The organism is Hymenobacter endophyticus, from assembly GCF_032464715.1.
GTDB lineage: Bacteria > Bacteroidota > Bacteroidia > Cytophagales > Hymenobacteraceae > Hymenobacter > Hymenobacter endophyticus.
Window position 1 is genome coordinate 18914 of record NZ_JAWDJT010000011.1, and the last position, 18966, is coordinate 37879.

Consider the following 18966-nt stretch of genomic DNA (forward strand, 5'->3'; position numbering starts at 1 on the left):
GTATGCGTTTTTTCCGCCGTTTGCTGCCGGTGCTGGGCCTTGGCCTGTTGGCTGCCTGCAACCCCAATGAGGTATACGAAAAGAACACGGACCTGAAGTCGCCGCTGGGGGAGCCCTACGTGTGGGCGGTGCAGGAGAAACCGGCCTTTGAATTTGAAATTCCTGATACAACGCAGCGCTACGACGTGTACTTCAACGTTCGGAATGCTTCCGGCTATGAGTACTACAATTTGTACGTGCGGCATACGCTGACCGGACCCGATGGCAAGCCAATTTCGCGGCTGCTGCACCAGATGCTGCTGATGGATCCGCAAACCGGGGAGCCCCGCGGCGACGGTTCCGGCGACATTTTTGACCACCGGTTCCTGGCCCTGCCCAACCAGAAATTCTCCCAGACGGGCCCGTACAAAATTGTGCTGGAGCAGTACATGCGCCAGGATCAGCTGCGGGGTATTATGGCCGTAGGCGTGCGGGTAGTAAAGCACGCGCAGTAAGCTGCTGGCTGCGGCCACATACGCAATAAAAAGGCCCGCCGGATATTCCGGCGGGCCTTTTTATTGCTGGTAGTAGAAACTTAAATGCGCTCCACTTTCACGGCGTTCTGGCCTTTACGGCCGTCAATCAAATCAAACGACACCCGGTCGTTTTCGCGAATTTCGTGTACCAGGCCCGTTTGGTGCACGAAAATTTCCTGGCCGTTTTCGTCATCAACGATGAAGCCGAAGCCTTTGGACTCATTAAAAAACTTCACTTTGCCGGTTTTCATAGCGGGTGTAAGCGGTTGTGGGTTGAAAGAATGGGGGTAAATCTACATGGTTTTTCAGACTGGTAAAAGAACTACGTGTGGAACGCCGCTGCCGGGGCTGCGTATGAACAGGCACCTCTTCACTTCACATTGCCCTCCAATGCCCGACTCACCCACTCCTGCCTCGCCCGCCAACGAGCCGGCGGCCCAGCAAAACCACTCCCGTACGCCGGAGCAGAACAGTATGCCAGCTGAGTTGCAAACCCCCGCCAACACCACCGGGCAGCAGCCATTCGCCGATGATTTCAACCACGAACAAAATGAAGTAGCCGGCGCCAGCCGCGGAGAGTTTGGCCGCCAGTCGGGGCAGGGTGTAACGCAGGGCGGCTACGGCAACGAAGCCAGCCGGGGCGAAAACACATACGCCGGCCCCCTGGAAACGCCGGCCGCCACCACGGGCTACGTGGGGGAGCGGGAGCAGCGGCCCGCTGGGTTGCCCTCCGAGGAAAACGGCAGCTTCGGTACGCAGGCGGTAGGGGCGGCCCTCCCTGCCGGCTCAGCGGTGGGCACGCACTTCGCCAACGACAATGCGGCTCCCAAAGGACCAGACTCGGGTTACGCCGCCGACTACGGGACTTCCTCCCTGGGGGGCAGCCTTTCGGGCCAAGGTCAGCCTGCTACCAGCCAGCGCAACCAGCACGAAGACTACACGCCCAACCATCCGGAGGGTGGCCCGCAGGGGCTGCATACCGGCGCCGAGCCTACCAACGCTAATGATGCTGCCGGCGAGGCCGACTCAACCCCCAACAACGGGCCGCGCAGTGGCTACACGGCCGCGGGTTCCCCGGATGCGCAGGGTGGCGCAGCTACGGGCTTCGGCTCGAAAGGAGGGTCTTACAACGACGAATACGATTCGGCGGAAGCAGGCCAAGCCGGGGGCTCACCGGCCCAGGGCAGCTTCGACCGCCAGGACGCGGCCCGCAACTACGGAGCCGCTTCCGACGACCAGACCCAGGCGGAACAGTCGCCGGACTATGGCCCTACTCCCGGCCGCACTGGCTCGCCTGACTAAGAGTTCGTCAGCGCGCGGCTCCTGTTGCTACTTGTGTTCTCCAACGCCCGATTGGGGCTGCTTCGGCAGCTGTAATCGGGCGTTATGGGTGGTAGGTAGCCAGATACAATGCCCCTTTCTCGTTGCTGAAGATAAAGTCCCGGTCGTTGATAAAGACCAGGGCTTCGGCCTGGCCTGATTTGGCTAGCGGAATGGTAGTTTTCAGGCCATCGAATAAGCGGCGGCCGGGCAGGCGCTCAAACTGATACACCTGCCCCTCGCCCAGCAAAGCCACCCGGTGCCCATCGGGGCTGATGTCGGCGGCGGTAACCCAGGTAGGCAGGGCCAGGCTGTCGGCGAGGCGGGCCGTGTGGCGGCCGGGCCGGGCGGGTAGCACGTATTGCTTTACTATGCCGCTGTTGCCGCGGTTTTTGGTGAAGAGGTAGAGGCTATCCTGGTGGTAATAAAACGCTTCGCAGTCAAAATTGCGCTGGGCCTTGCGGGGAGGGAATACGCGCTGATCGGGGTAGTTGAAGATAATGGTATCCACCTGCCGGAACTCGGGGCCGCTGAGGCGATACACGCGCAGGTTGCGGCGTTTGTTTTTGTTATTGCCGAAATCACCCACGTAGAGGCGGTGTTCCTCATCCTGAGCCAATGATTCCCAGTCGATATTCTGCAGGGGCTCAAGGTCGAGGGTTTGCAGCAGGTCGCCCTGGCGGGTAATGCGGTAGAGGCGGGCCGTATTGCCTCCGTCGGCGTGGGTCCATAGGTCGCCCTGGGTGGTGGCGTTTTCCAGGCCCGAGCTTTCCTGGGCTTTGGCATTGATGCGGCCAATTTGCGTGATGGTATACTGGCCAGAGGCATCGGCGAAAGTGCCCCGCCCTTGGTTGGAGGTGCAGCCCCCGGCGGTAACTACCAGCAAAACCAGAACAATGCGTAAGAAAACAACCATAAGAAGCGGAACCCGTGACGAGAACTAACCGAGTTTCTGCCGGCTTACGCCGAGCAGGGGAATTCGGCCGCCGAAATTGGGGATTTTCCTGGTTCCGTACGCTAGGGCAGGGGTAAGCTAAGGGGTACCTTGTTGAGAAGAACCACGTTCCCACCTTCGTTGGATGCTTGCACTAGCTGCCATTTTTATAGCGCGTCCGGTGGGCCGCCTACTGCACTCCGCTGTTGCGGCCCAGCTTCCTCGCCCTGGCGCGGTGCTAATGCTCCCAGGAGGGTACCAGCCAGCCCGAAGCCTATCGGGTGAGCTAGTTGCTGCTTGCCTTCCCCTCACTCCTGTTCTCTTCACATGCCTTCAGCTCAACACCGGGTATGGTTGCCGCTTTTCAAACGCAGCCTCATTCAGCACACAGATTCGCCCCAGAGCGGCGGGTTGGCGCATCAGGCCGCCCAGCTGCCGGAGCGTCACCAGCACGCCCGCGAACCGCTCACCCACGTGCGTATCTCGCTCTAGCACCTCAATAGCCGCAGTATTCCCCTTGATGAGGGCTTAAGTGCAAAGCAGTGGGGGCCACCCGGTGCTTCAGCTAAATGAAGCGCTACCGTCAGCTGGGTGCGCTAAAGGCATCCGGGAAAGCGTGAGAGGTCCTGCTGTTGCAAGTCTGCTCAGATACCGGTGGGCTTGCCGTCGAGGCTGTGGGCGTTGCGGGTGTGCCAGTACTGCTCCACCTGCGCGGGGCCGCGCTTTTCCATGGAGCGGTTTAGCTCGTTGCGCTCAGTTTGGTACTCGAAGAAGGGCACGGCCATGCCGCAGGAGGTTTGCACCAAATCCACGTCTACCACCACTATTTGCCGGGAGCCGGGCAGGGGCGGGAACAGCGGCAGCAGCTCGGCCCACTCCGCGTCGCGGGGATGGTACACGGTGGCGGTGCCATAGAGGCGCAGGATGTTGGGCTTGCCCTCGAAGGCGCACCACATTAAGGTAATGCGGTTCACTTCCAGCAGGTGGGCGGCCGTTTCGTTGCCGCTACCGGTCAGGTTCAGCCAGGCCACGCGGTTGGCATCGAGCACGCGCAGGGTATCCTGACCTTTAGGCGAGATATTGACGCGCCCATCCGCGGCGGCCGTCCCCACGAAGAATACGTGCTGCTGTTCGATAAAAGTTTGAATGTCAGCGCTGATGGCGGGGTATTGCTTGCCCATGTGGGAAGGAATTAGCTGAGCAGTAAAGTAGTGCTACGGCGGGTTAGTGCCAAAACTATATAAGGCTAATTACAGCTAGTTAAATCTAGATAGCAGATAGTTAGCCTCAGATTCAAGAGCTTTAGTATAAATAGCTGCTACTTTAATTTCAGGTTCTTCCTTAAGGTAAATTCTTCTTGTAATGATAAGGATAGTGTCTCTACATACTTTGTTATATACGTTCTTGAGCATATCTATATCGAAAGATGTTTCTGTCTGAAATATATCCATGTCTAAGCTTGGAAATATTTCAGTGTCAATAAATACTATCTTATTCTTATAAATGGAATTAGTGTGCTGCTTTTTCTTCTCTTTAAGAATGCTTTCTAGTTTCTTATATAGCGCAGTCTGAGGAACTTGGAATACGCCTTGTGTGCCGCCAGTCAAATATAACATCTCGCCTTTGTTTTCCTTTGGGGATAGATAGAATAGCACATCATAGTTTTTCAATTCCTTTGCTTCGATTAAAGATGCATCGGTATAATTCGTTGCTGTAAAAATTCCCGTCTCATCTTCAACTGTGTAATCTATTTCATTAAATCCAGTGTGTTTGTTGAAGTTATCAAAATAAGTGCTAATCTTTTCTTCAAATGAAGAACGGTAGTTACCAATAATAGGTCTAGTCATTTTAATGCCACATATCATGCCTATGCCTTTGTTCATGTTTCTAGATTTGATATAGAAAACTTCCATTAATCTTTTCTTTATATCTAATTCTTCTATTTTAGGCATAAATACTTTTCGGCATTCAAATAGAAATACTTTATTGTTGATGGTGCATATTCCCTCTATTCCCTCTATTTCCTGTATTCCAACAGTAAATTTCTTTTTATTTTCGATTTTGCCTCTGTCTAATATGTTGAATATGAATAATTCATAGAAAAATGTTCTGAGGTTTCTGGGATTGTTTTTTACTCTGCGTATTTCATTGTATATATTACTCTCTAGTGTATTGGCATACTGTATCAATAAGGCTATATGGTACAGCGCTCCGATACTTCCCAAGTGGTTCATATTAGCCAAAAGTTGATGTATCCATATTGTTTTATCGAGTGGAATATCAACCCCGGTTTTTAGATAGAAAAACTTTTCTCCGAAGCCAGCTTTCAGTTGTTCGTATATAAAAGTTATTTTTTCTCTAGAAACATTCGCTTTGATAAGGTAAGGCGAGGATATAACTAGGGCATTCTTATACCACTGTTCAAGTGTATTGATAGAAGTCATATGTGTTACTTTTTCAACGCCTCCCGAATCCCGCTTAGGCCGCCTGCAATGCTTTCTAGTTTATCCAGCATCTGCAGGAGCTGGCCGGCGCCGGAGTTGCGGAGGTTGTCGCGGAAGGTGGCTTTGATTTCCTGCCAGCGGGTCTGCTCGGCGGGGTTGAGCCAGCCCAGCAGCTCGCGCAGCTTGAGCAGGTTGGCCTCGGTGGCGCTGGTCAGGGTTTGGGCTTCGCTTTCGTAGTGGGCGGCCAGCAGGTCGGTTATTTCCTGGTCGTTCATCACGGGGCGCACTTTCTCGGCCAGCTTGTTCATGTTGCGGTAGGAGCCTTGCAGCTTGAACGGCGGCTCGGTGCGGTAGGCGTCGGCCTGGGCGGCGCTGGCAATGTAGGCGGCATTCACGCGGGCCACCACGTCGCGCAGGCGCAGCAGCTTTTGCAGCACGGCCACGTACTCGTTCAGCTCCTCGGGCGTGTGGTTGCCCTCGAAGCTGAGGCCGTCCTGCTGACCAGTTTCGGCCAGGCGGATGAGGGCGGGCACGTCCTGGGGGCTTTGGGTGGCGAGGCGACCCAGGGCGGCGTTGCTGGTGAGGGCGTTTTCGAGGTAGGAGAGGCGAAAGGCGTCTTCGGAGCCAGCCGTGAGAATGTCGCCGAGGTTGTAGATGTCGGCGCGGTTGGCCAGCATATCGGGCAGCTGGAATACGTCGCCGCTTTCGGTGTAGGGGTTGCCGGCCATCACCACGCACACCTTGCGGCCCCGGAAGTCGTAGGTGCGGGGGCGGCCTTGGTATACCCCCTCAATCTTGCGCTGGGCGTCGCAGAGGGAGATGAACTTCTGCAGAAACTCGGGGTTGCAGTGCTGGATGTCGTCCACGTAAATCATCACGTTGTCGCCCATCTCGAAGGCCAGGTTCAGCTTCTCCAGCTCCTGCCGCGCCCCGGCGTTGGGAGCCTGGGCGGGGTCCACGCTGGTTACGGCGTGCCCGATGGCCGGCCCGTTGATCTTCATGAAGATGAGGCCCAGCCGGTTGGCTACGTACTCCATGAGCGTGGTTTTGCCGTAGCCGGGCGGCGAGATGAGCAGAAGCAGGCCCATGAGGTCGGTGCGCTTGCCCTCACCGGCAGTACCAATCTGCTTGGCCAGGTTGGCCCCAATCAGCGGCAGATACACTTTATCAATCAGCTGGTTGCGCACAAACGAGGTGAGTACCCGCGGGCGGAAATCCTCCAGGCGCATGTCCTCGGCGGCCCGGGCCAGCAGCTGCTTTTTCACCTCCTGAAACTGCTCGTACTGCGCCACCGTGGCGCGGTCGTAGTGCAGCAGCCGGCGCCGGAAGTCGGGGAAGTTGAGGTGGTAGGTCCGGTCGTTGGTTATGCGCGGGTGGGTGCCCTGGAAGTCGGCCAGCGTTTCGAGGGTAGGGGTATGCACGACGCGGGCCGGGTCGTATGTTTGGGTGAGCAGAAGGACGGCGGTTTCGAGGGCCTCACCCCCCGGCCCCCTCTCCTTCAGAGAGGGGGAGCCTGACGATAGTTCTATTGGCTGCTGCGTTGTGGAGGAAAGAGTGTCTAGCGCCGCTGTGGCTCTCCCTCTCTGAAGGAGAGGGGGCCGGGGGGTGAGGCAACTATGCACCCACTGCCGCACCAGCTGAAACTGCGCCACCGGCTGGTCTTTCAGCTGGTCGATGGACTGCTGAAACAGCTCCGTGGCCTGGCGCTCCTGTAGCTGCTTCTGAAACTGCTGGTACAGCTCGGCGGCTTCGGCGGCAATGATGAAGGTGCCGGTGTGGGTCAGCTCGTGGAACAGGTAGTCGCCAGCCTCCGCAACCTGAGCAGGGATGAAGAGGCCGGTTTGCTCCGCGAAACGGTCCACGGCCGTTTGTAGCTCGGCTTTGAGCGCGTCGAACTCCTGCGAATCGGGGAATACCTGCAGCAGCACCCCAATGCCCTGGAGCTGCCGTTCCCAGTGGGCGCGCTGGTCGGGGTCGGCGAAGCGCAGCCAGTAGAGGGCCGCGGCGGCGCGGGTGTCGGCGGGGTAGCGAAGTAAGTCTGCCGTGCGCGTGAGGCGCACCAGGGCCGTGAGCAGCAAGGTGGCGTCGTGGTCGTGCACGCCTTTGAGGTAGCCCTCCTGGTAACGTGCGGCCATGAATTGCTGCACGTAGGTTAGCAGCTCGGCGGGGCTGAGGTGGCCTAGCTCGGGTATGGACAGCACGGCGGCGCGGCCCGCTTCCGCATCGGCCGGGGCAGGGTGCTGGGCGGCTTGCAGGATGCGCCAGGCCAGAAACTCGGCCCGGTACACGTCCTGGTTTTCCGACACCACGGTTTGCTCCCAGACGGGCTTGGAGGCCAGCAGGGCCGGGTCGGTTATCTTCTGGAAGAAGTTGGTGCCAGTGAGGTGGTAGTGCAGGTCGCCGTCGCGCAGCACCACGGTCAGCTCTAGGGGCTGGGTGTTCACGGTGAAGGAGTGCGGGCCGAACTTGAGGGTCTGGCCGTCGTCGGCGAAGAGGTCCGCCCGGTCGCGGAGCTGGCGCACGGCGTCTTCGCGCAGGGTTTTCAGCCGGCTCTGCACGTCGTCCGACTTCACCGAGTCGCCGAGGCTGAGCAGCTCCTGGGCCGTCTGACGCACCTTTTCCACCATCACGTCGGCGGCAAAGTACCCGTTGATATCCGCCACCGATTCCAGCCGGCTGACGCGGCTCTGCACTGCTTTCAGCAGCCGCTCGGCGCTTTGCAGCAGGGCCGTGGCGCGCTGGTTGCGGGCGGCTACCAGGGACGTTTTCTTGGACTCGAAGGCTTCTACTACCTGCTCGCGGCGGGTGGTGAGCTGCTCGATGAACTGGTCGAAGTCGGGGAACTTGCCTTCCAGCTCTTCGAGCTGCACCATGAGCTTGGTCAGGTACTCGTCGCACTTGGCAGGCGTGTCGGCCAGGTCGAGGTAGTTGGTGAGGGCTTGCTCCAGCAGCTTGAGCTGGGCCGTAAACTCGGCCTGGGCCTCCGTGCCGGCCAGCGCCTGCCGCCGCCGCTTCAGCGCCGCCCGAATCTGGTTGAAGCGGGCGTACACCGTCGAGATGTTGTCGATGATGGCCGTGGTCTGGGTCGGGTCGGGAATGGGCAGGTTGCTCACTACCTCAATCAGCAGTTCCAGCTCCTGAGCCACGGCGGCCGTTTCCTGCTCGCGCTGGTCGGCTTCGATGGTTTTCTGGACTTGCTCCACCCCGTCGGCTATGGCTTGCACGCGCTGGGAATAGGGCGCCAGGGCATCGGGCTTGAGCAGGAAATCCACGGTTTGCAGCGCCACTTCCTTGCTCAGGGCTTCGAGGTCAGCGGCATGCTTTTCCACGGCCGGCAGCTCCACGTAGCGCAGTTCCTTCAGCGAAATGACCTCGCCCCGCACCCCGCGCAACTCGCCCAGCAGCTGCACAAACTCCGTGACGGTATCAGGCGCCGAGCGGCGGATGCGGCCGGTCAGCTCGTCAGCTTTCTGGAACACGGCCGCCGTTTGCTGGGCGGTGTTCTTGCGGATGCTCTGCACCTTCTCGAACTCCTCCACGGCGGCGGTGGCCGTCTGGCGGATTTCGCTCAGGGGCTCGGCCAGGGCCTGAGCCGCCGGTTCGCGCAGCCAGTGGTAGGCGTCGGTGAGGGCGGTGGTCTGACGGATCAGGTCGAGGTAGAGGCCAGCGTAGGAGTCGTCTTTGCCGGTAAGGGTCAGGACTTCCTGCACCTCACTCATGGCCCGCACGATTTCCTTGTTGCCCAGCTTGTAGAGGTAGGAATCGGAGGTGACAGGCAGCTGGAAATCGGGGGCGGTGTAGGGCGTCTGCCAGATCTGCACGGCGTGGTGCTTCTTGGGCTCGTCGTCGGCCCGGAAGTAGCACAATTCCCCGTTCTCGAACAGGGCGTAGCCGTGGCACACAATGGGGTTATCCACGCGCTGGGCAATGCGGTTGTAGCTCAGCAGCAGGTAAATACCGGCTTCCTTCTGGAAGAACACGTACAGGAAATCCTCCCCGTTCGGTGAGGCCACGCGCTTCTCAAACAGCATGTCGCGCAGGCCGTTGTCGAACAGCTTGTTGTCGCCGGTTTGCAGGTAGAAGCCGTGCGGAAAAATCAGGCCCTGGCCGTCGGGCAGCAGCACGCAGGCATCGGCAAGGGCATCGAGGCGCTGGGCCGTTTTGAGCTTGTGGTTGAAGATGAAGTAGCGGTACTGCTGCTCCTGGTAGGGCCGGATCTTCAGCAGAATCAGGTTGCCCACCACCGCAAAGTAGATTTCGGAATCGTCCAGGGTTTGGTCCTTGTCGTCGACCGACTCGCTCAGAATGCCCTGCCCGGTGCTGGTATTATCCTCAACTTTGATGGTAAGGTCGCCGCCGATAGTTTCCACGAACACCTTGTCCTCAATGCTGATGTGGGGGTGCTTGCCGCCGCGCTGCATGTCACGGGTGGCGCGCTTCCACTGGAACTCGTGCTGGGGCGGGAAGGTGTACTCGTGGTCGGAGCGGTTGTCGAGGTAGGTGATCGTATCACCCTGGATAAGCCACTTGAACGTCTTCACATCCGAGGCGCTCTTGCCCACCCGAAACACCATGAACAGGTGCACGCCAATCACCGCAAACTTCACGAACTGGGTGTTCTTGTAGTAGCGGTACAGGTTGCGGAATTCCTCCAGAAACTGCGGATTCTGCAACAGCTCCAGCCCCAGCGGCCGGAAGTCGTGCTCGGCGTATTCGTACACCCCAAACACGTCGGCCAAGTCCGGCTCGGCCTTCAGCCCCAGCACCACATTATACCCAAAAATGAACTGCTGCCCCACCGGCACCATGTCCCAGGGCACGCAGTTGTTTTCGGTGGTAATGCGGCCAGTGCCCAGCAGACGGGTATCCACGGCCCCAAATACCTGCTTGCGCTCAGTATTCAGCAGGTCCAAGCGCTGGCGCAGGTCGGTGCTGCTTTTTAGCAGGCGGTTGCGCAGGATTTCGTAGGTACCGGTTTCGAGTTGGGTAGTCTGTTCCATAAAAGCAGCCCGTGCATCAGCTAGAGCTAAGGCTAGAAACTAGTTCCCCTCCTCAGATGAGGAGGGGCCAGGGGTGGTTGATGATGGTAGAACGGTACTCTGAAAAGCGGCTTCAATAGCTGCCAATACACTTTCTATATGTTGCGCTACTAGCTTATTCTCAAACCGCAGCACTTTCAGCCCTAGGCTGACCAAGTAAGCATCCCGTTCCTGGTCCTGCGCCTCACCACTCGCCGTGAAATGCCCGGCACCATCTAGTTCTACCACTAGTTTTTCGCTAGGGCAGTAGAAATCCACGATGTACGGCCCAACACCGTGCTGGCGGCGAAACTTGCGACCAGCCAGCTGGCTACGCTGGAGCGCCTTCCAGAGCAAAGCTTCAGCCGACGTAAGGTTGCTGCGAAGCGTGCGGCGGATGGGTTTTTGATACCCTAGATTGTGGACATGGCTCGTATCAGGCATAAAGGCTAAAGCTAATTCCCCTCCTCAGATGATGAGGGACTAGGAGTGGTTGAAATACTAGAATTAGAAACTATAGCTAATCGTGCAGACGAGCTGGTCAACCACCCCCAACCCCTCCTCATCTGAGGAGGGGAGCTAGTTTCTAATCCTAGCTTGGACAGCGGATACTTACTTCAGCTCCAGCATCCGGGCGGGTTTGTCGCTGATGCCCAGGGCTACGGCGGTGCTGGCTAGCTCCGTGATGGTGTTGCGGGTGGCATCGTCGCCGGCCTGGTTCATCATCTTCAGCAGCAAAGCCGACACGCTCAGGTTCTTGATTTCCTCGGAGCTCAAACCGAACTGATCCACGAAGCGTCGCAGGTTGGTTTTGAAGTCGCCACCGCCGTCCAGGGAGAAGAAGGCATCTTTCACGGTGCCCAGCACTTCCGAGTTGTGCACGGCGCGGTCCACCATTTTGCCTTTGGTGATTGAGCCGATAATCTGGTCGAAGAACATGGTTTCCCCGCCCACAATGTCGATTTTGGCGGCTTTGAGGGCCTCGCCGATAACGTCGGCCTGACTCGCGGCAATGTCCTTTTGGATGCTGATCTGGGCCAGCTCTACCGACTTCTCCTTGTCGAGGCGTAGCTTGAACTCCTCGTGGTCTTTGCCCACGCCGTCGAGCTTTTTCATGGCGTCGGCCTTGGCTTCGATGCCCTTGGCTTCCACCGCAAATTTCTGCTCCGATACAGCGGCTTCGGCCAGGCCTTTCTTCTGGTCGGCGTCGGCGCGGGCCTGGATGATGTCGGCTTCGGCGAGACCTTTTTCGCGGTTGATTTTGGCGGCTACCAGACCCAGCTTCTCGTCAGCTTCGGCCTGGGCGCCGGCTTTGGCCTGAATGGCTTGTGCTTCGGCGGTGGCGGTGAGTTGAAGTACGGTGGCTTCGGTTTCGCCTTCTTTCTGGCGGGCGGTGGCTTTGGCTTGCATCACCTGGGCTTCGGCGAGGCCCACGGCCGTGGCTTTGCTGGCTTCGGCTTCGGCGAGGGTGCGGATGGCCTGGCCCTTGAACTCGGCCGAGGTTTTTTCGGCTTCGGCGTCAATCAGGGCCTGCTTGGCGCGGAACTCGGCGGCCTGGCGCTCCATGTCGGCATTGCCGACCAGCGCAACGGTGGCGGCTTCGGCCTGCTGCTTGGCCGCCGTAATGGCCACCAGCTTTTCCCGGTCGGCCTGGGCCTGGGCGCGGGTGTCTTTGATTTTTTCCTCTTCCACCACGGTGGCTTTCTCCACCGTAATTCTTTCGCGGATAATGGTCTGGATGTTCTTTTTCTCTTCTTCCAGCGCCTTTTCCTTTTCAATCTGGGCGAGGGCCACAATCCGCTCCCGCTCGTTTATTTCCAGGGCTTTGGCCTGGGCTACCCGCTCGGTTTCCACGGCGTCGGTGCGCTGCTTGTTGCGCTCGGCCACCAGCACCTGCCGGTCCCGGTTCTGCTCGGCAATGCCCACTTCCTCCTCGGTAGCAATGCGGGCTTTTTCGCCTTTAAGGCGCTCTTCCTGCGTTACTTTCTCGGTTTCGGCCAGCTCGCGGGCCTTGATGTTGGCTACTTCGCGCTTCTGTTTTTCCTGGTTTTCAATCAGCTGTTTTTCCAGCTGCAGAATGGTTTCCTGCGCCTCTACGTCCTGCTTCTTGATGGTTTTCTGCTGCTCCCGCTGAATGGCGTTGGCCTGAATTTTCTGCTCCGAAGTCAGGGCAATAATCTTCTTGATACCCTCGGCGTCCAGAATATTGTCCTGGTTCAGGGCCGTGAGCGGGGTTTGCTCCAGGTAATCGATGGCGCAGTCATCGAGCACGTAGCCGTTGAGGTCGGTGCCGATGATGCGCAGGATTTCCTGCTTGAACTGCTCCCGGGAGTTATACAGCTCGATGAAGTCGAAGTGCTTGCCTACGGTTTTGAGGGCTTCGGAAAATTTAGCGTCAAAGAGGCTTTCCAAAGCCGCCGGGTCGGAGGCGCGGTGGGCACCGATGCTCTGGGCCACGTTGATGACGTCCTGCTCGGTTTTGTTGACCCGCACGAAGAAGTTCACCTTCACATCGGCCCGCAGGTTGTCTTTGCACACCAGCCCTTCGGAGCCCGCGCGGGCAATAACGATGGTTTTGAGCTTGATGTCCATCACCTCCAGCTTGTGCAGAATGGGCACCACGAAAATACCGCTGAACGATACTTTGGTGTCGCCGAGGCCGGTGCGGACCAGGGCCTCACCCTGCACGGCCTTCTGGTACATGCGGGCCACAATGGCCAGGAAACCCAGCACGAGGATGGCAATAATGACAATCACCACCAGGGAAAGTTGTTCTAACATGGAAGTAAGGAGTAGGAGTAGAGGCAGATTGGGAGAGAAAAGAAGGGGATGTGTGTCTGATGTAGAGACGCAATATGTTGCGTCTCATCGTTGCTGATGTTGTGTACACTGGTTCAGACGGGCCGTTCAACGACGAGACGCAAGATATTGCGTCTCTACCTCGTGCGGTAGGCATAATTGCTCAGAGGGCGTCATACGGCTCCACAAGGTAGCAGCGGCGGGCGGCATCGTAGTCGATAATCAGGGCGGTGTCGCCTTTTTTTAGCTCGGAGGCGGCGGAAGCGGCCCGCACGTTGAGCATCAGCGGGGCGCCGCTGCGGAGCTGCACGCTGGCCTGGCCCAGCCGCTCGTGGGTGGCGGGCAGCAGCACGGTGCACACTTTGCCCAGCGGCCGCGCGCCCTCATCGTGGTTGCGCTCCATGGCGGCAAACAGGTGCACAAACGGCAGCGTGAGCACCTTGGCCAGCAGCAGGCTGCTAATGAACAATGGCACCAGTAACAGCAGGCCCAAACCAAACGACGAGTTGCCGAGGTAGTAATTGAGCAGGATACTGCCTACCCACAGCGGCAGGGCCACGAAACTCAAAAACACCATCAGCGGCACCCGGCCCAGGTTGAAAAACGCCAGCGCGTGGTTCAGCCAGCTTACACCCATGCCGGAAGCGTCGGGCCCCACATGCGCATCGTGGGGTAAATCGAAATCATGCCCGGTCTGGATATCCAGGGTTTTGAAATCGAGCAGGCCTAGAATAACCACCAGCCAGTACAGCAGCACGAACACCAGCAGGCCGGTAGCCAGCACGTTGGGCGGCGAAACGGCCGCGTGCAAAAGTTCGGTCATAGGCATATTGGGCAAGATAGAGGTATACGTAAGGTGCCAGCGCCGAACAGGGGGAAGGTATTAGTGCTTATTCCAGCCCCAGCTTCGTTTTCAGGGCCTGCAACTCGGCCGAGGCCTGGCCGCTGCCGTCTTTACCCAGGGCCTTGTCAATTTCCTGGTCGATGGATTTGCTTTCCTGGGCAATCTGCCCGTACGATTCGGCCAACGCTTCCTCGGTGGCTACTTTTTCCTTCATCCGCTCCAGCAGGGCCACCGTCCCCGACGAATCCAGCTGGGCCAGCTGCTGGTTGATGGTTTTGGTGGCCGTGCTCACCGTCACGCGGGCTTTCAGCGTTTTCAGCTCGTTGTCCCACTGCGAAATGGTGCTTTTGAGCTGCTGCACGTTCTGGTCGAGCTGCTGGGCCGAAGCCTCAAACTTCTGCTGGTCCTGGGCGGCGCGGGCGGCCTGGGCTTCGTGCTGGGTTTTTTTGAGCAGGGCTTCGGTAGCGAGGCGGTCGGCTTCGGTGGCCTCTATTTCCTGGCGGTGCGCTTTCTGCAGCAGCAGGACGGCTTTGTTTTCGTAGTCGAGGGCCCGGTTTCGTTCGGCTTCGCCTTCGTTGCGGGCCCGGATGGCCAGGGCTTTCACTTCGGCCAGCGCATGCAGGGCTTTGTCGAGGTCCTGGCGCAGGTCGCGCAGGCCCTGTTCCGTCATTTTGATGGGGTCTTCAAGCTGATTGACGGCGGAATGGGCTTCGGCCTGCCCGATTTTGAAGATGCGGTTGAAGAGGTTCATGGCGTATTGTCGATAAGAGCCCAGGGGCTGTTCAAGGATAAAATCGTTACTCAACGGGCGCTTTCGAAAACGCAATCAGCTCGTCACTGAACTCGCTAAGCAGTAGTGCCAGTGAGTTGACAACGGCTTCCAGCTCGGGCCGGTCGAGGTGCTCCAGCTGCAAGGTGTCGCGGAAGATGACTTTGCGGCCCGACTCATCCAGCACGAAGGCCCCGTGGATAATATCCCGGTTTTTCTGCAGCAGGCGCTGGTAGATGTCACAGTTAGGGGCGGGCAAATCCAGCAGGTACTGTTCCAGAATCAGCAGCGGCTCCCCGCAGCCCAGCACCAAATGGTCGATGCCCAATTCCGGCTTGCTCACCACCAGCAGGTTGTTGGTTGGGTCCTGGTGCTGAATGTCGAAACCCAGTTCCAACAGGTAGCCCTGAATTTTGGGAAAGTAGTGGTTGGCCATATGGTGAAGGAAGAGAGTGTAGGAGCGGCCAAGATGGAATAAAAGCCCGGGCTTAACTGGCTGGGACCGGAAGCGGTAAAAAGTCAGTTGCTCAAAAAAAGAGCGGAGGATACGAGCGGCTGGCGGTATTGTAGTAGCTTTACGATGCAAGTGTACTCAAAGTTTGAGATATGCTCAAATTATGAGCGAATAATTTTTTGCGCTATGTCCTACGTTGGCAAGAACATCCGGAAGATAAGAACGGTCAAGAAGCTCAGTCAGGCCGCTTTTGCGGAGCTTTTTGGTTTGGCCCGCCCTAGTGTGGGGGCATATGAGGAGGGCCGGTCGGAACCCAAAATGGAAACGCTTATTCAAATTGCTCAGCATTTTGGCTTATCCGTGGACTTGCTACTTACGAAAGAGCTGACGGTAAATGAACTCTACCACTTCGATATTTTCAAGCAGGAAGCCGCCCCAACTCAAGCACCCAACTCCGCCCGCGCCGACCAGCAAGCGGCCCTGACGCCCTTCGTACCCGCTACCCGCCTGCTCGAATACATTGTGCAGCACCACAACTCGGCTTTCGTGGATGCCTTGCCCTCCCTCACGTTTCCGCATGATTTAGGGCCCACTACCCGCGCTTTTGAGATAGTAGGGGCCGAAATGCAGCACCAGCAGCAAGGCCTGCGCCACCAGGACGTAGTGCTCTGCTGCCGCGTAGATAAGGCGGCAGTGGCCGGACTGCGCGCGGGCCGCATCTATGCCTTCGTGACCCAAAACAGCCTGTTGGTGCGGCGGCTGGCCGAGCGTCTTACCGCTACTACGCTCAAGCTGCGCGCCGACAACCCCGACTACGGCGCCCAGGAGTTTGCCCTCGACCAGGCCCTGGAAATCTGGGAGGTAAAGGCCGTATTCACCACCCACCTGCGCCCCCCGTCCCGCATCGAGGACCGCGTAACGCGGCTGGAGCGGCAGGTGGAGGAACTGCTGGCCCGGCTGGGGTAGGGGCCCGGTTTCAGTGGTCTGCGGGCGAAGTCTGCGGAGGGAGAATGAAAGTGGCATTCTCGCCTTTTAATGTCGCTACCGTAGCACCAAGTAGGGTTGGAGCTTTTCCAGCGTGGCCTCATCCAGTACCCGAATCTGACGAAGGTCGGTGGGTTGGCGGAAGGGGCCGTGCTGCTGGCGGAAGGCCACCAGCACGCGCGCCAGTCGTTTGCCCACGTAGGGGTGCGCCTGCAAAACCTCAAAGGAAGCAGTATTGACATCAACCAAGGCCGGGCTGAAGCCAGCCGCCACAAAGGTGTACTTGCGCAGGCTGTCAACCAGGTCGGGGGCGTCGCGCAGGGCGTAGATTTCCATGAGCTGATCTTCGCGCAGAAAACCACCCAGCCGCTGCCGGTACTCCACTACCCGCCGCGCGTAGCCCCGGCCAATTCCCCGAATCTGCATAAGCTGGGTAGTGTCGGCCGTATTCACATCGAAGGCTGCCAGCTTGGTTGGTTTGCTCTTGAAGCGGCTCGTAGCGGCTGCAAACGGCTTCCGGTCGGCAAACTGGCCCGGTCCTGATGAGTTGCGCGCGTACTCCCGGGCTTCCCGCGGCGGCAGTTGGTCGGGCAGCTGGATGTAAGGGGCCAGGCGGGCGTAGGTAGTGTCGGAGAGGCCGTAGGCTTTGCGGAGTTGCTCTTTGGCCCGGAAGCCGCCCACCGCGCTGCGGTACTTCACCAGCCGCTCGGCCAGCCAGGCCGGGAGGCCCCGCGCCTGCCAATCCAGGGCAGTAAAGGTGTTGGGGTTGAAAGGGGCCAGCGCCACCTGCGGCACCCGGGTACGGGCGGCATAGGTGCGGCGCGGATAACGGCTGCTAAACTGCGGGCGGGTAGTGCGCCGGGCAGCCAGCTCGGCGGCCCAGGCATTCAACCTTTGCGCATCGGCACGAGGCTCATACGTGGGCAAGGCCGGCCGTAGCAGGCTCGGCAGCCCCAGCGCCACAACCATCAAGAGCACCAATACGACCAAGCCGGAGGTTTCGCGGCGGGAAAAGCCGAAATAGCGGCGCACGGCCCGTTGCACTGGGTGCAGCACGGAGCGGCGGGATACGGGCGGCTGGGCGGGCACCGGGCGCTGGGCGGGAACAGGCATAACAGAATACGCGTCAGTAACGGATATTACTGTTGAGTTTAGCGGGAAATCCGGATAAAACCAAACCTGCCGCGCCCAGGCTAGTCCGGCCTTACTTTCTGATCTTCACATCTACCTCGTAGCGGTAGCGGGGTGGGCCCCCCAGGGGCACGGCAAAGAAGGGCAGAGCCACATCGTACTGGTCGGTCACGTAAAATACCAGGTCGTTGGTGGCTTTGGAGAGGGAAGTCAGCTGCAAATCCAAGGACAGGCCGTGCTCTTTATCGGCAATGAGGTGGGTGCTGCTGGCCCAGGCATTGTCGCCGCTGGCCTTGGCTGGGTGGCCGTTTTTGGCCACGCTGAAAATCTTCAGCGCCACATCACCATCCACGTCAAAGTTGCTTTGCTTGATGCTCACTACCCGGTCATTCACGAAGGGGTAGAGGTGGGTTTTGGCCCGTTTCTGGGGCGAGAGGCGGAAGCTGTACTCATAGGTAAAGGCGTTGCCGCCCTCCACGGCCACATTCTGGGTAGGAGAGGTGCTCAGGAAGTAGCGGTACAGGTTGCCGTCGTCACCGGATTTGCCCTGAGTTACCAGCTTGAATACATAGCCATCAAATTCCGGCACAAACTCGCCCTCCAGTGGGTTCAGCGGCCCGAAGGTGTACCACTTGTTGTCGTAAGCTTTATCGGCCCCGAATTTCACCTGTTTTAGCAAGGTGCCGGCCCGGAATTGGCCTTTGGGCTCGGTGGCCCGGGCGTCGGGCGTGGAGTGGGAGCCGGGGCCGCCGTACAGGCTGAACTCGGTGGTGGTATTCCAGCCGTACTTCGCCTCGTCGTGCTGGCCGCCGCAGTCGGGGTCGAACACGCGAATGTACACGGGCTGGCGGTTTTCCTTGGGAATAAGGAAAAAGAACGTCTGGGTGAAATCATCGTCGCCCCAGCTTTTATCGGCCTGGCTGCCAAACGTAACCAGGAAGGCAACGTTTTCGCCGGGGTTGGGTACGGCCTGGGCTTGCGCCCCCAGCGCGCTGCTCAGTAAAACCAGGGGAAGCAGGCCCCGCACCGCCCGCAGAAAAGACAATACCATATGCCGAAAGTACCGCCTACGGGGCAAATTCAGCAAATCACCGGGCCAAATACTGCTGCCCGTTGCTGAAACCGCGCGGGGCCCGTATCATTACACCATATTCTGCCTACCCATTAGCTAGCTCCGATGCCTACTGCCACCCGTACCACCGATTTTCTGGATGCCCTGGCTGCCGACGTGGAGCGGGTGCGCGAAATTGCTAACCGCCGCTTCCGCCCCCTCACCGACGACCAGCTGAACCGGGGCCCCGGGCCCGGTAAGTGGAGTGTGGGTCAGTGTCTGGAACACCTCAACATTGTGGGCGGGCTGTATCTGCCGGTCATGAGCCGCAAGGTGAAGGCGGCTAAAGAGCGGGGCTCCTCGCCGGCCGCCACGGTAGTACACGGCTATTTTGGGCACAAGATGACGGAAGCCATGCGCGCCCCCGCCTCGGAGAAGCCCATGAAAACGCCTCAGCAGTACGCGCCCAGCGGGTCCCGGCTACCTCGCACAGTTATTGAGGTGTTCAGCCGCCAGCTGGATGAGCTGAGCAACCTGATTGAGCAGGCCCGCCGTGTAAATGCCAACGCCGTGCGCATCCCCAACCCCATCATTCCGCTGCTGCTGCCCCGCCTCACCGACGTGCTGGAGCTGTTGGTGGAGCACATCAAGCGCCACGTTCGGCAGGCGGAGCGCGTGCTGGAAAGCCGGGAGCTGTAGCAAA

General features: G+C 58.9%; 17 protein-coding genes. 5 read left to right on the plus strand and 12 right to left on the minus strand.

Annotation, left to right across the window (positions count from 1 at the left end):
• The first annotated feature begins 2 nt into the window (after positions 1-2).
• The gene (locus tag ROI90_RS15640; protein WP_315999294.1) at positions 3-494 is read left to right on the plus strand and encodes a gliding motility lipoprotein GldH; all 492 of its coding nucleotides are present in this window, start codon (positions 3-5) and stop codon (positions 492-494) included.
• Between the two features lie 80 nt (positions 495-574).
• On the opposite strand, the gene ROI90_RS15645 is transcribed toward ROI90_RS15640, so the two are convergent.
• Entirely contained in the window at positions 575-766 is a 192-nt protein-coding gene (locus ROI90_RS15645; protein WP_315999295.1) for a cold-shock protein, read from the minus strand.
• A 139-nt stretch (positions 767-905) separates the two neighbouring features.
• On the opposite strand from ROI90_RS15645, the gene ROI90_RS15650 reads away from it, so the two are divergent.
• Entirely contained in the window at positions 906-1817 is a 912-nt protein-coding gene (locus tag ROI90_RS15650; RefSeq protein WP_315999296.1) for a hypothetical protein, read from the plus strand.
• 82 nt (positions 1818-1899) lie between these two features.
• Here the strand turns inward: ROI90_RS15650 and ROI90_RS15655 are convergent, their stop codons facing one another.
• The gene (locus ROI90_RS15655) at positions 1900-2751 is read right to left on the minus strand and encodes a hypothetical protein (protein WP_315999297.1); all 852 of its coding nucleotides are present in this window, start codon (positions 2749-2751) and stop codon (positions 1900-1902) included.
• 345 nt (positions 2752-3096) lie between these two features.
• On the opposite strand from ROI90_RS15655, the gene ROI90_RS15660 reads away from it, so the two are divergent.
• Complete coding sequence (locus tag ROI90_RS15660) at positions 3097-3261, plus strand: hypothetical protein (RefSeq protein ID WP_315999298.1); 165 nt, start codon at positions 3097-3099, stop codon at positions 3259-3261.
• Between the two features lie 152 nt (positions 3262-3413).
• Here ROI90_RS15660 and ROI90_RS15665 read toward each other — a convergent pair whose 3' ends face one another.
• From ROI90_RS15665 to ROI90_RS15700, 8 genes are all read right to left on the minus strand, one after another.
• Positions 3414-3950 (minus strand): pyridoxamine 5'-phosphate oxidase family protein, encoded by a 537-nt coding sequence (locus ROI90_RS15665; protein ID WP_315999299.1) that lies wholly within the window; start codon positions 3948-3950, stop codon positions 3414-3416.
• 75 nt (positions 3951-4025) lie between these two features.
• On the minus strand, positions 4026-5213 hold the full coding sequence (locus tag ROI90_RS15670) for a hypothetical protein (protein WP_315999300.1): 1188 nt from the start codon (positions 5211-5213) through the stop codon (positions 4026-4028).
• 5 nt (positions 5214-5218) lie between these two features.
• Positions 5219-10213: a DNA repair ATPase gene (locus ROI90_RS15675; RefSeq protein WP_315999301.1), complete on the minus strand. Its 4995-nt coding sequence runs from the start codon at positions 10211-10213 to the stop codon at positions 5219-5221.
• Between the two features lie 39 nt (positions 10214-10252).
• Entirely contained in the window at positions 10253-10675 is a 423-nt protein-coding gene (locus tag ROI90_RS15680; protein WP_315999302.1) for an endonuclease domain-containing protein, read from the minus strand.
• Between the two features lie 168 nt (positions 10676-10843).
• A complete protein-coding gene (locus ROI90_RS15685) occupies positions 10844-13012 on the minus strand; it encodes a flotillin family protein (protein WP_315999303.1) in 2169 nt (722 codons plus the stop codon).
• 181 nt (positions 13013-13193) lie between these two features.
• The gene (locus tag ROI90_RS15690; protein ID WP_315999304.1) at positions 13194-13853 is read right to left on the minus strand and encodes an OB-fold-containig protein; all 660 of its coding nucleotides are present in this window, start codon (positions 13851-13853) and stop codon (positions 13194-13196) included.
• A gap of 67 nt (positions 13854-13920) precedes the next feature.
• On the minus strand, positions 13921-14625 hold the full coding sequence (locus ROI90_RS15695; protein WP_315999305.1) for a PspA/IM30 family protein: 705 nt from the start codon (positions 14623-14625) through the stop codon (positions 13921-13923).
• A gap of 46 nt (positions 14626-14671) precedes the next feature.
• Positions 14672-15079 (minus strand): CesT family type III secretion system chaperone, encoded by a 408-nt coding sequence (locus tag ROI90_RS15700; protein WP_315999306.1) that lies wholly within the window; start codon positions 15077-15079, stop codon positions 14672-14674.
• 204 nt (positions 15080-15283) lie between these two features.
• On the opposite strand from ROI90_RS15700, the gene ROI90_RS15705 reads away from it, so the two are divergent.
• On the plus strand, positions 15284-16063 hold the full coding sequence (locus tag ROI90_RS15705; protein ID WP_315999307.1) for an XRE family transcriptional regulator: 780 nt from the start codon (positions 15284-15286) through the stop codon (positions 16061-16063).
• 75 nt (positions 16064-16138) lie between these two features.
• Here the strand turns inward: ROI90_RS15705 and ROI90_RS15710 are convergent, their stop codons facing one another.
• A complete protein-coding gene (locus tag ROI90_RS15710; RefSeq protein ID WP_315999308.1) occupies positions 16139-17194 on the minus strand; it encodes a ComEA family DNA-binding protein in 1056 nt (351 codons plus the stop codon).
• Positions 17195-17285: 91 nt separating this feature from the next.
• Entirely contained in the window at positions 17286-18263 is a 978-nt protein-coding gene (locus ROI90_RS15715; RefSeq protein WP_315999309.1) for a hypothetical protein, read from the minus strand.
• 126 nt (positions 18264-18389) lie between these two features.
• On the opposite strand from ROI90_RS15715, the gene ROI90_RS15720 reads away from it, so the two are divergent.
• Positions 18390-18962: a DinB family protein gene (locus ROI90_RS15720; protein WP_315999310.1), complete on the plus strand. Its 573-nt coding sequence runs from the start codon at positions 18390-18392 to the stop codon at positions 18960-18962.
• The last annotated feature ends 4 nt before the right edge of the window (positions 18963-18966 follow it).

Excerpts from the sequence above, each read along its gene's own strand:
- ROI90_RS15640 (WP_315999294.1), top strand. The coding sequence starts at position 3 with ATGCGTTTTTTCCGCCGTTTGCTGCCGGTGCTGGGCCTTGGCCTGTTG.
- ROI90_RS15645 (WP_315999295.1), bottom strand. The coding sequence starts at position 766 with ATGAAAACCGGCAAAGTGAAGTTTTTTAATGAGTCCAAAGGCTTCGGC.
- ROI90_RS15650 (WP_315999296.1), top strand. The coding sequence starts at position 906 with ATGCCCGACTCACCCACTCCTGCCTCGCCCGCCAACGAGCCGGCGGCC.
- ROI90_RS15655 (WP_315999297.1), bottom strand. The coding sequence starts at position 2,751 with ATGGTTGTTTTCTTACGCATTGTTCTGGTTTTGCTGGTAGTTACCGCC.
- ROI90_RS15660 (WP_315999298.1), top strand. The coding sequence starts at position 3,097 with ATGCCTTCAGCTCAACACCGGGTATGGTTGCCGCTTTTCAAACGCAGC.
- ROI90_RS15665 (WP_315999299.1), bottom strand. The coding sequence starts at position 3,950 with ATGGGCAAGCAATACCCCGCCATCAGCGCTGACATTCAAACTTTTATC.
- ROI90_RS15670 (WP_315999300.1), bottom strand. The coding sequence starts at position 5,213 with ATGACTTCTATCAATACACTTGAACAGTGGTATAAGAATGCCCTAGTT.
- ROI90_RS15675 (WP_315999301.1), bottom strand. The coding sequence starts at position 10,213 with ATGGAACAGACTACCCAACTCGAAACCGGTACCTACGAAATCCTGCGC.
- ROI90_RS15680 (WP_315999302.1), bottom strand. The coding sequence starts at position 10,675 with ATGCCTGATACGAGCCATGTCCACAATCTAGGGTATCAAAAACCCATC.
- ROI90_RS15685 (WP_315999303.1), bottom strand. The coding sequence starts at position 13,012 with ATGTTAGAACAACTTTCCCTGGTGGTGATTGTCATTATTGCCATCCTC.
- ROI90_RS15690 (WP_315999304.1), bottom strand. The coding sequence starts at position 13,853 with ATGACCGAACTTTTGCACGCGGCCGTTTCGCCGCCCAACGTGCTGGCT.
- ROI90_RS15695 (WP_315999305.1), bottom strand. The coding sequence starts at position 14,625 with ATGAACCTCTTCAACCGCATCTTCAAAATCGGGCAGGCCGAAGCCCAT.
- ROI90_RS15700 (WP_315999306.1), bottom strand. The coding sequence starts at position 15,079 with ATGGCCAACCACTACTTTCCCAAAATTCAGGGCTACCTGTTGGAACTG.
- ROI90_RS15705 (WP_315999307.1), top strand. The coding sequence starts at position 15,284 with ATGTCCTACGTTGGCAAGAACATCCGGAAGATAAGAACGGTCAAGAAG.
- ROI90_RS15710 (WP_315999308.1), bottom strand. The coding sequence starts at position 17,194 with ATGCCTGTTCCCGCCCAGCGCCCGGTGCCCGCCCAGCCGCCCGTATCC.
- ROI90_RS15715 (WP_315999309.1), bottom strand. The coding sequence starts at position 18,263 with ATGGTATTGTCTTTTCTGCGGGCGGTGCGGGGCCTGCTTCCCCTGGTT.
- ROI90_RS15720 (WP_315999310.1), top strand. The coding sequence starts at position 18,390 with ATGCCTACTGCCACCCGTACCACCGATTTTCTGGATGCCCTGGCTGCC.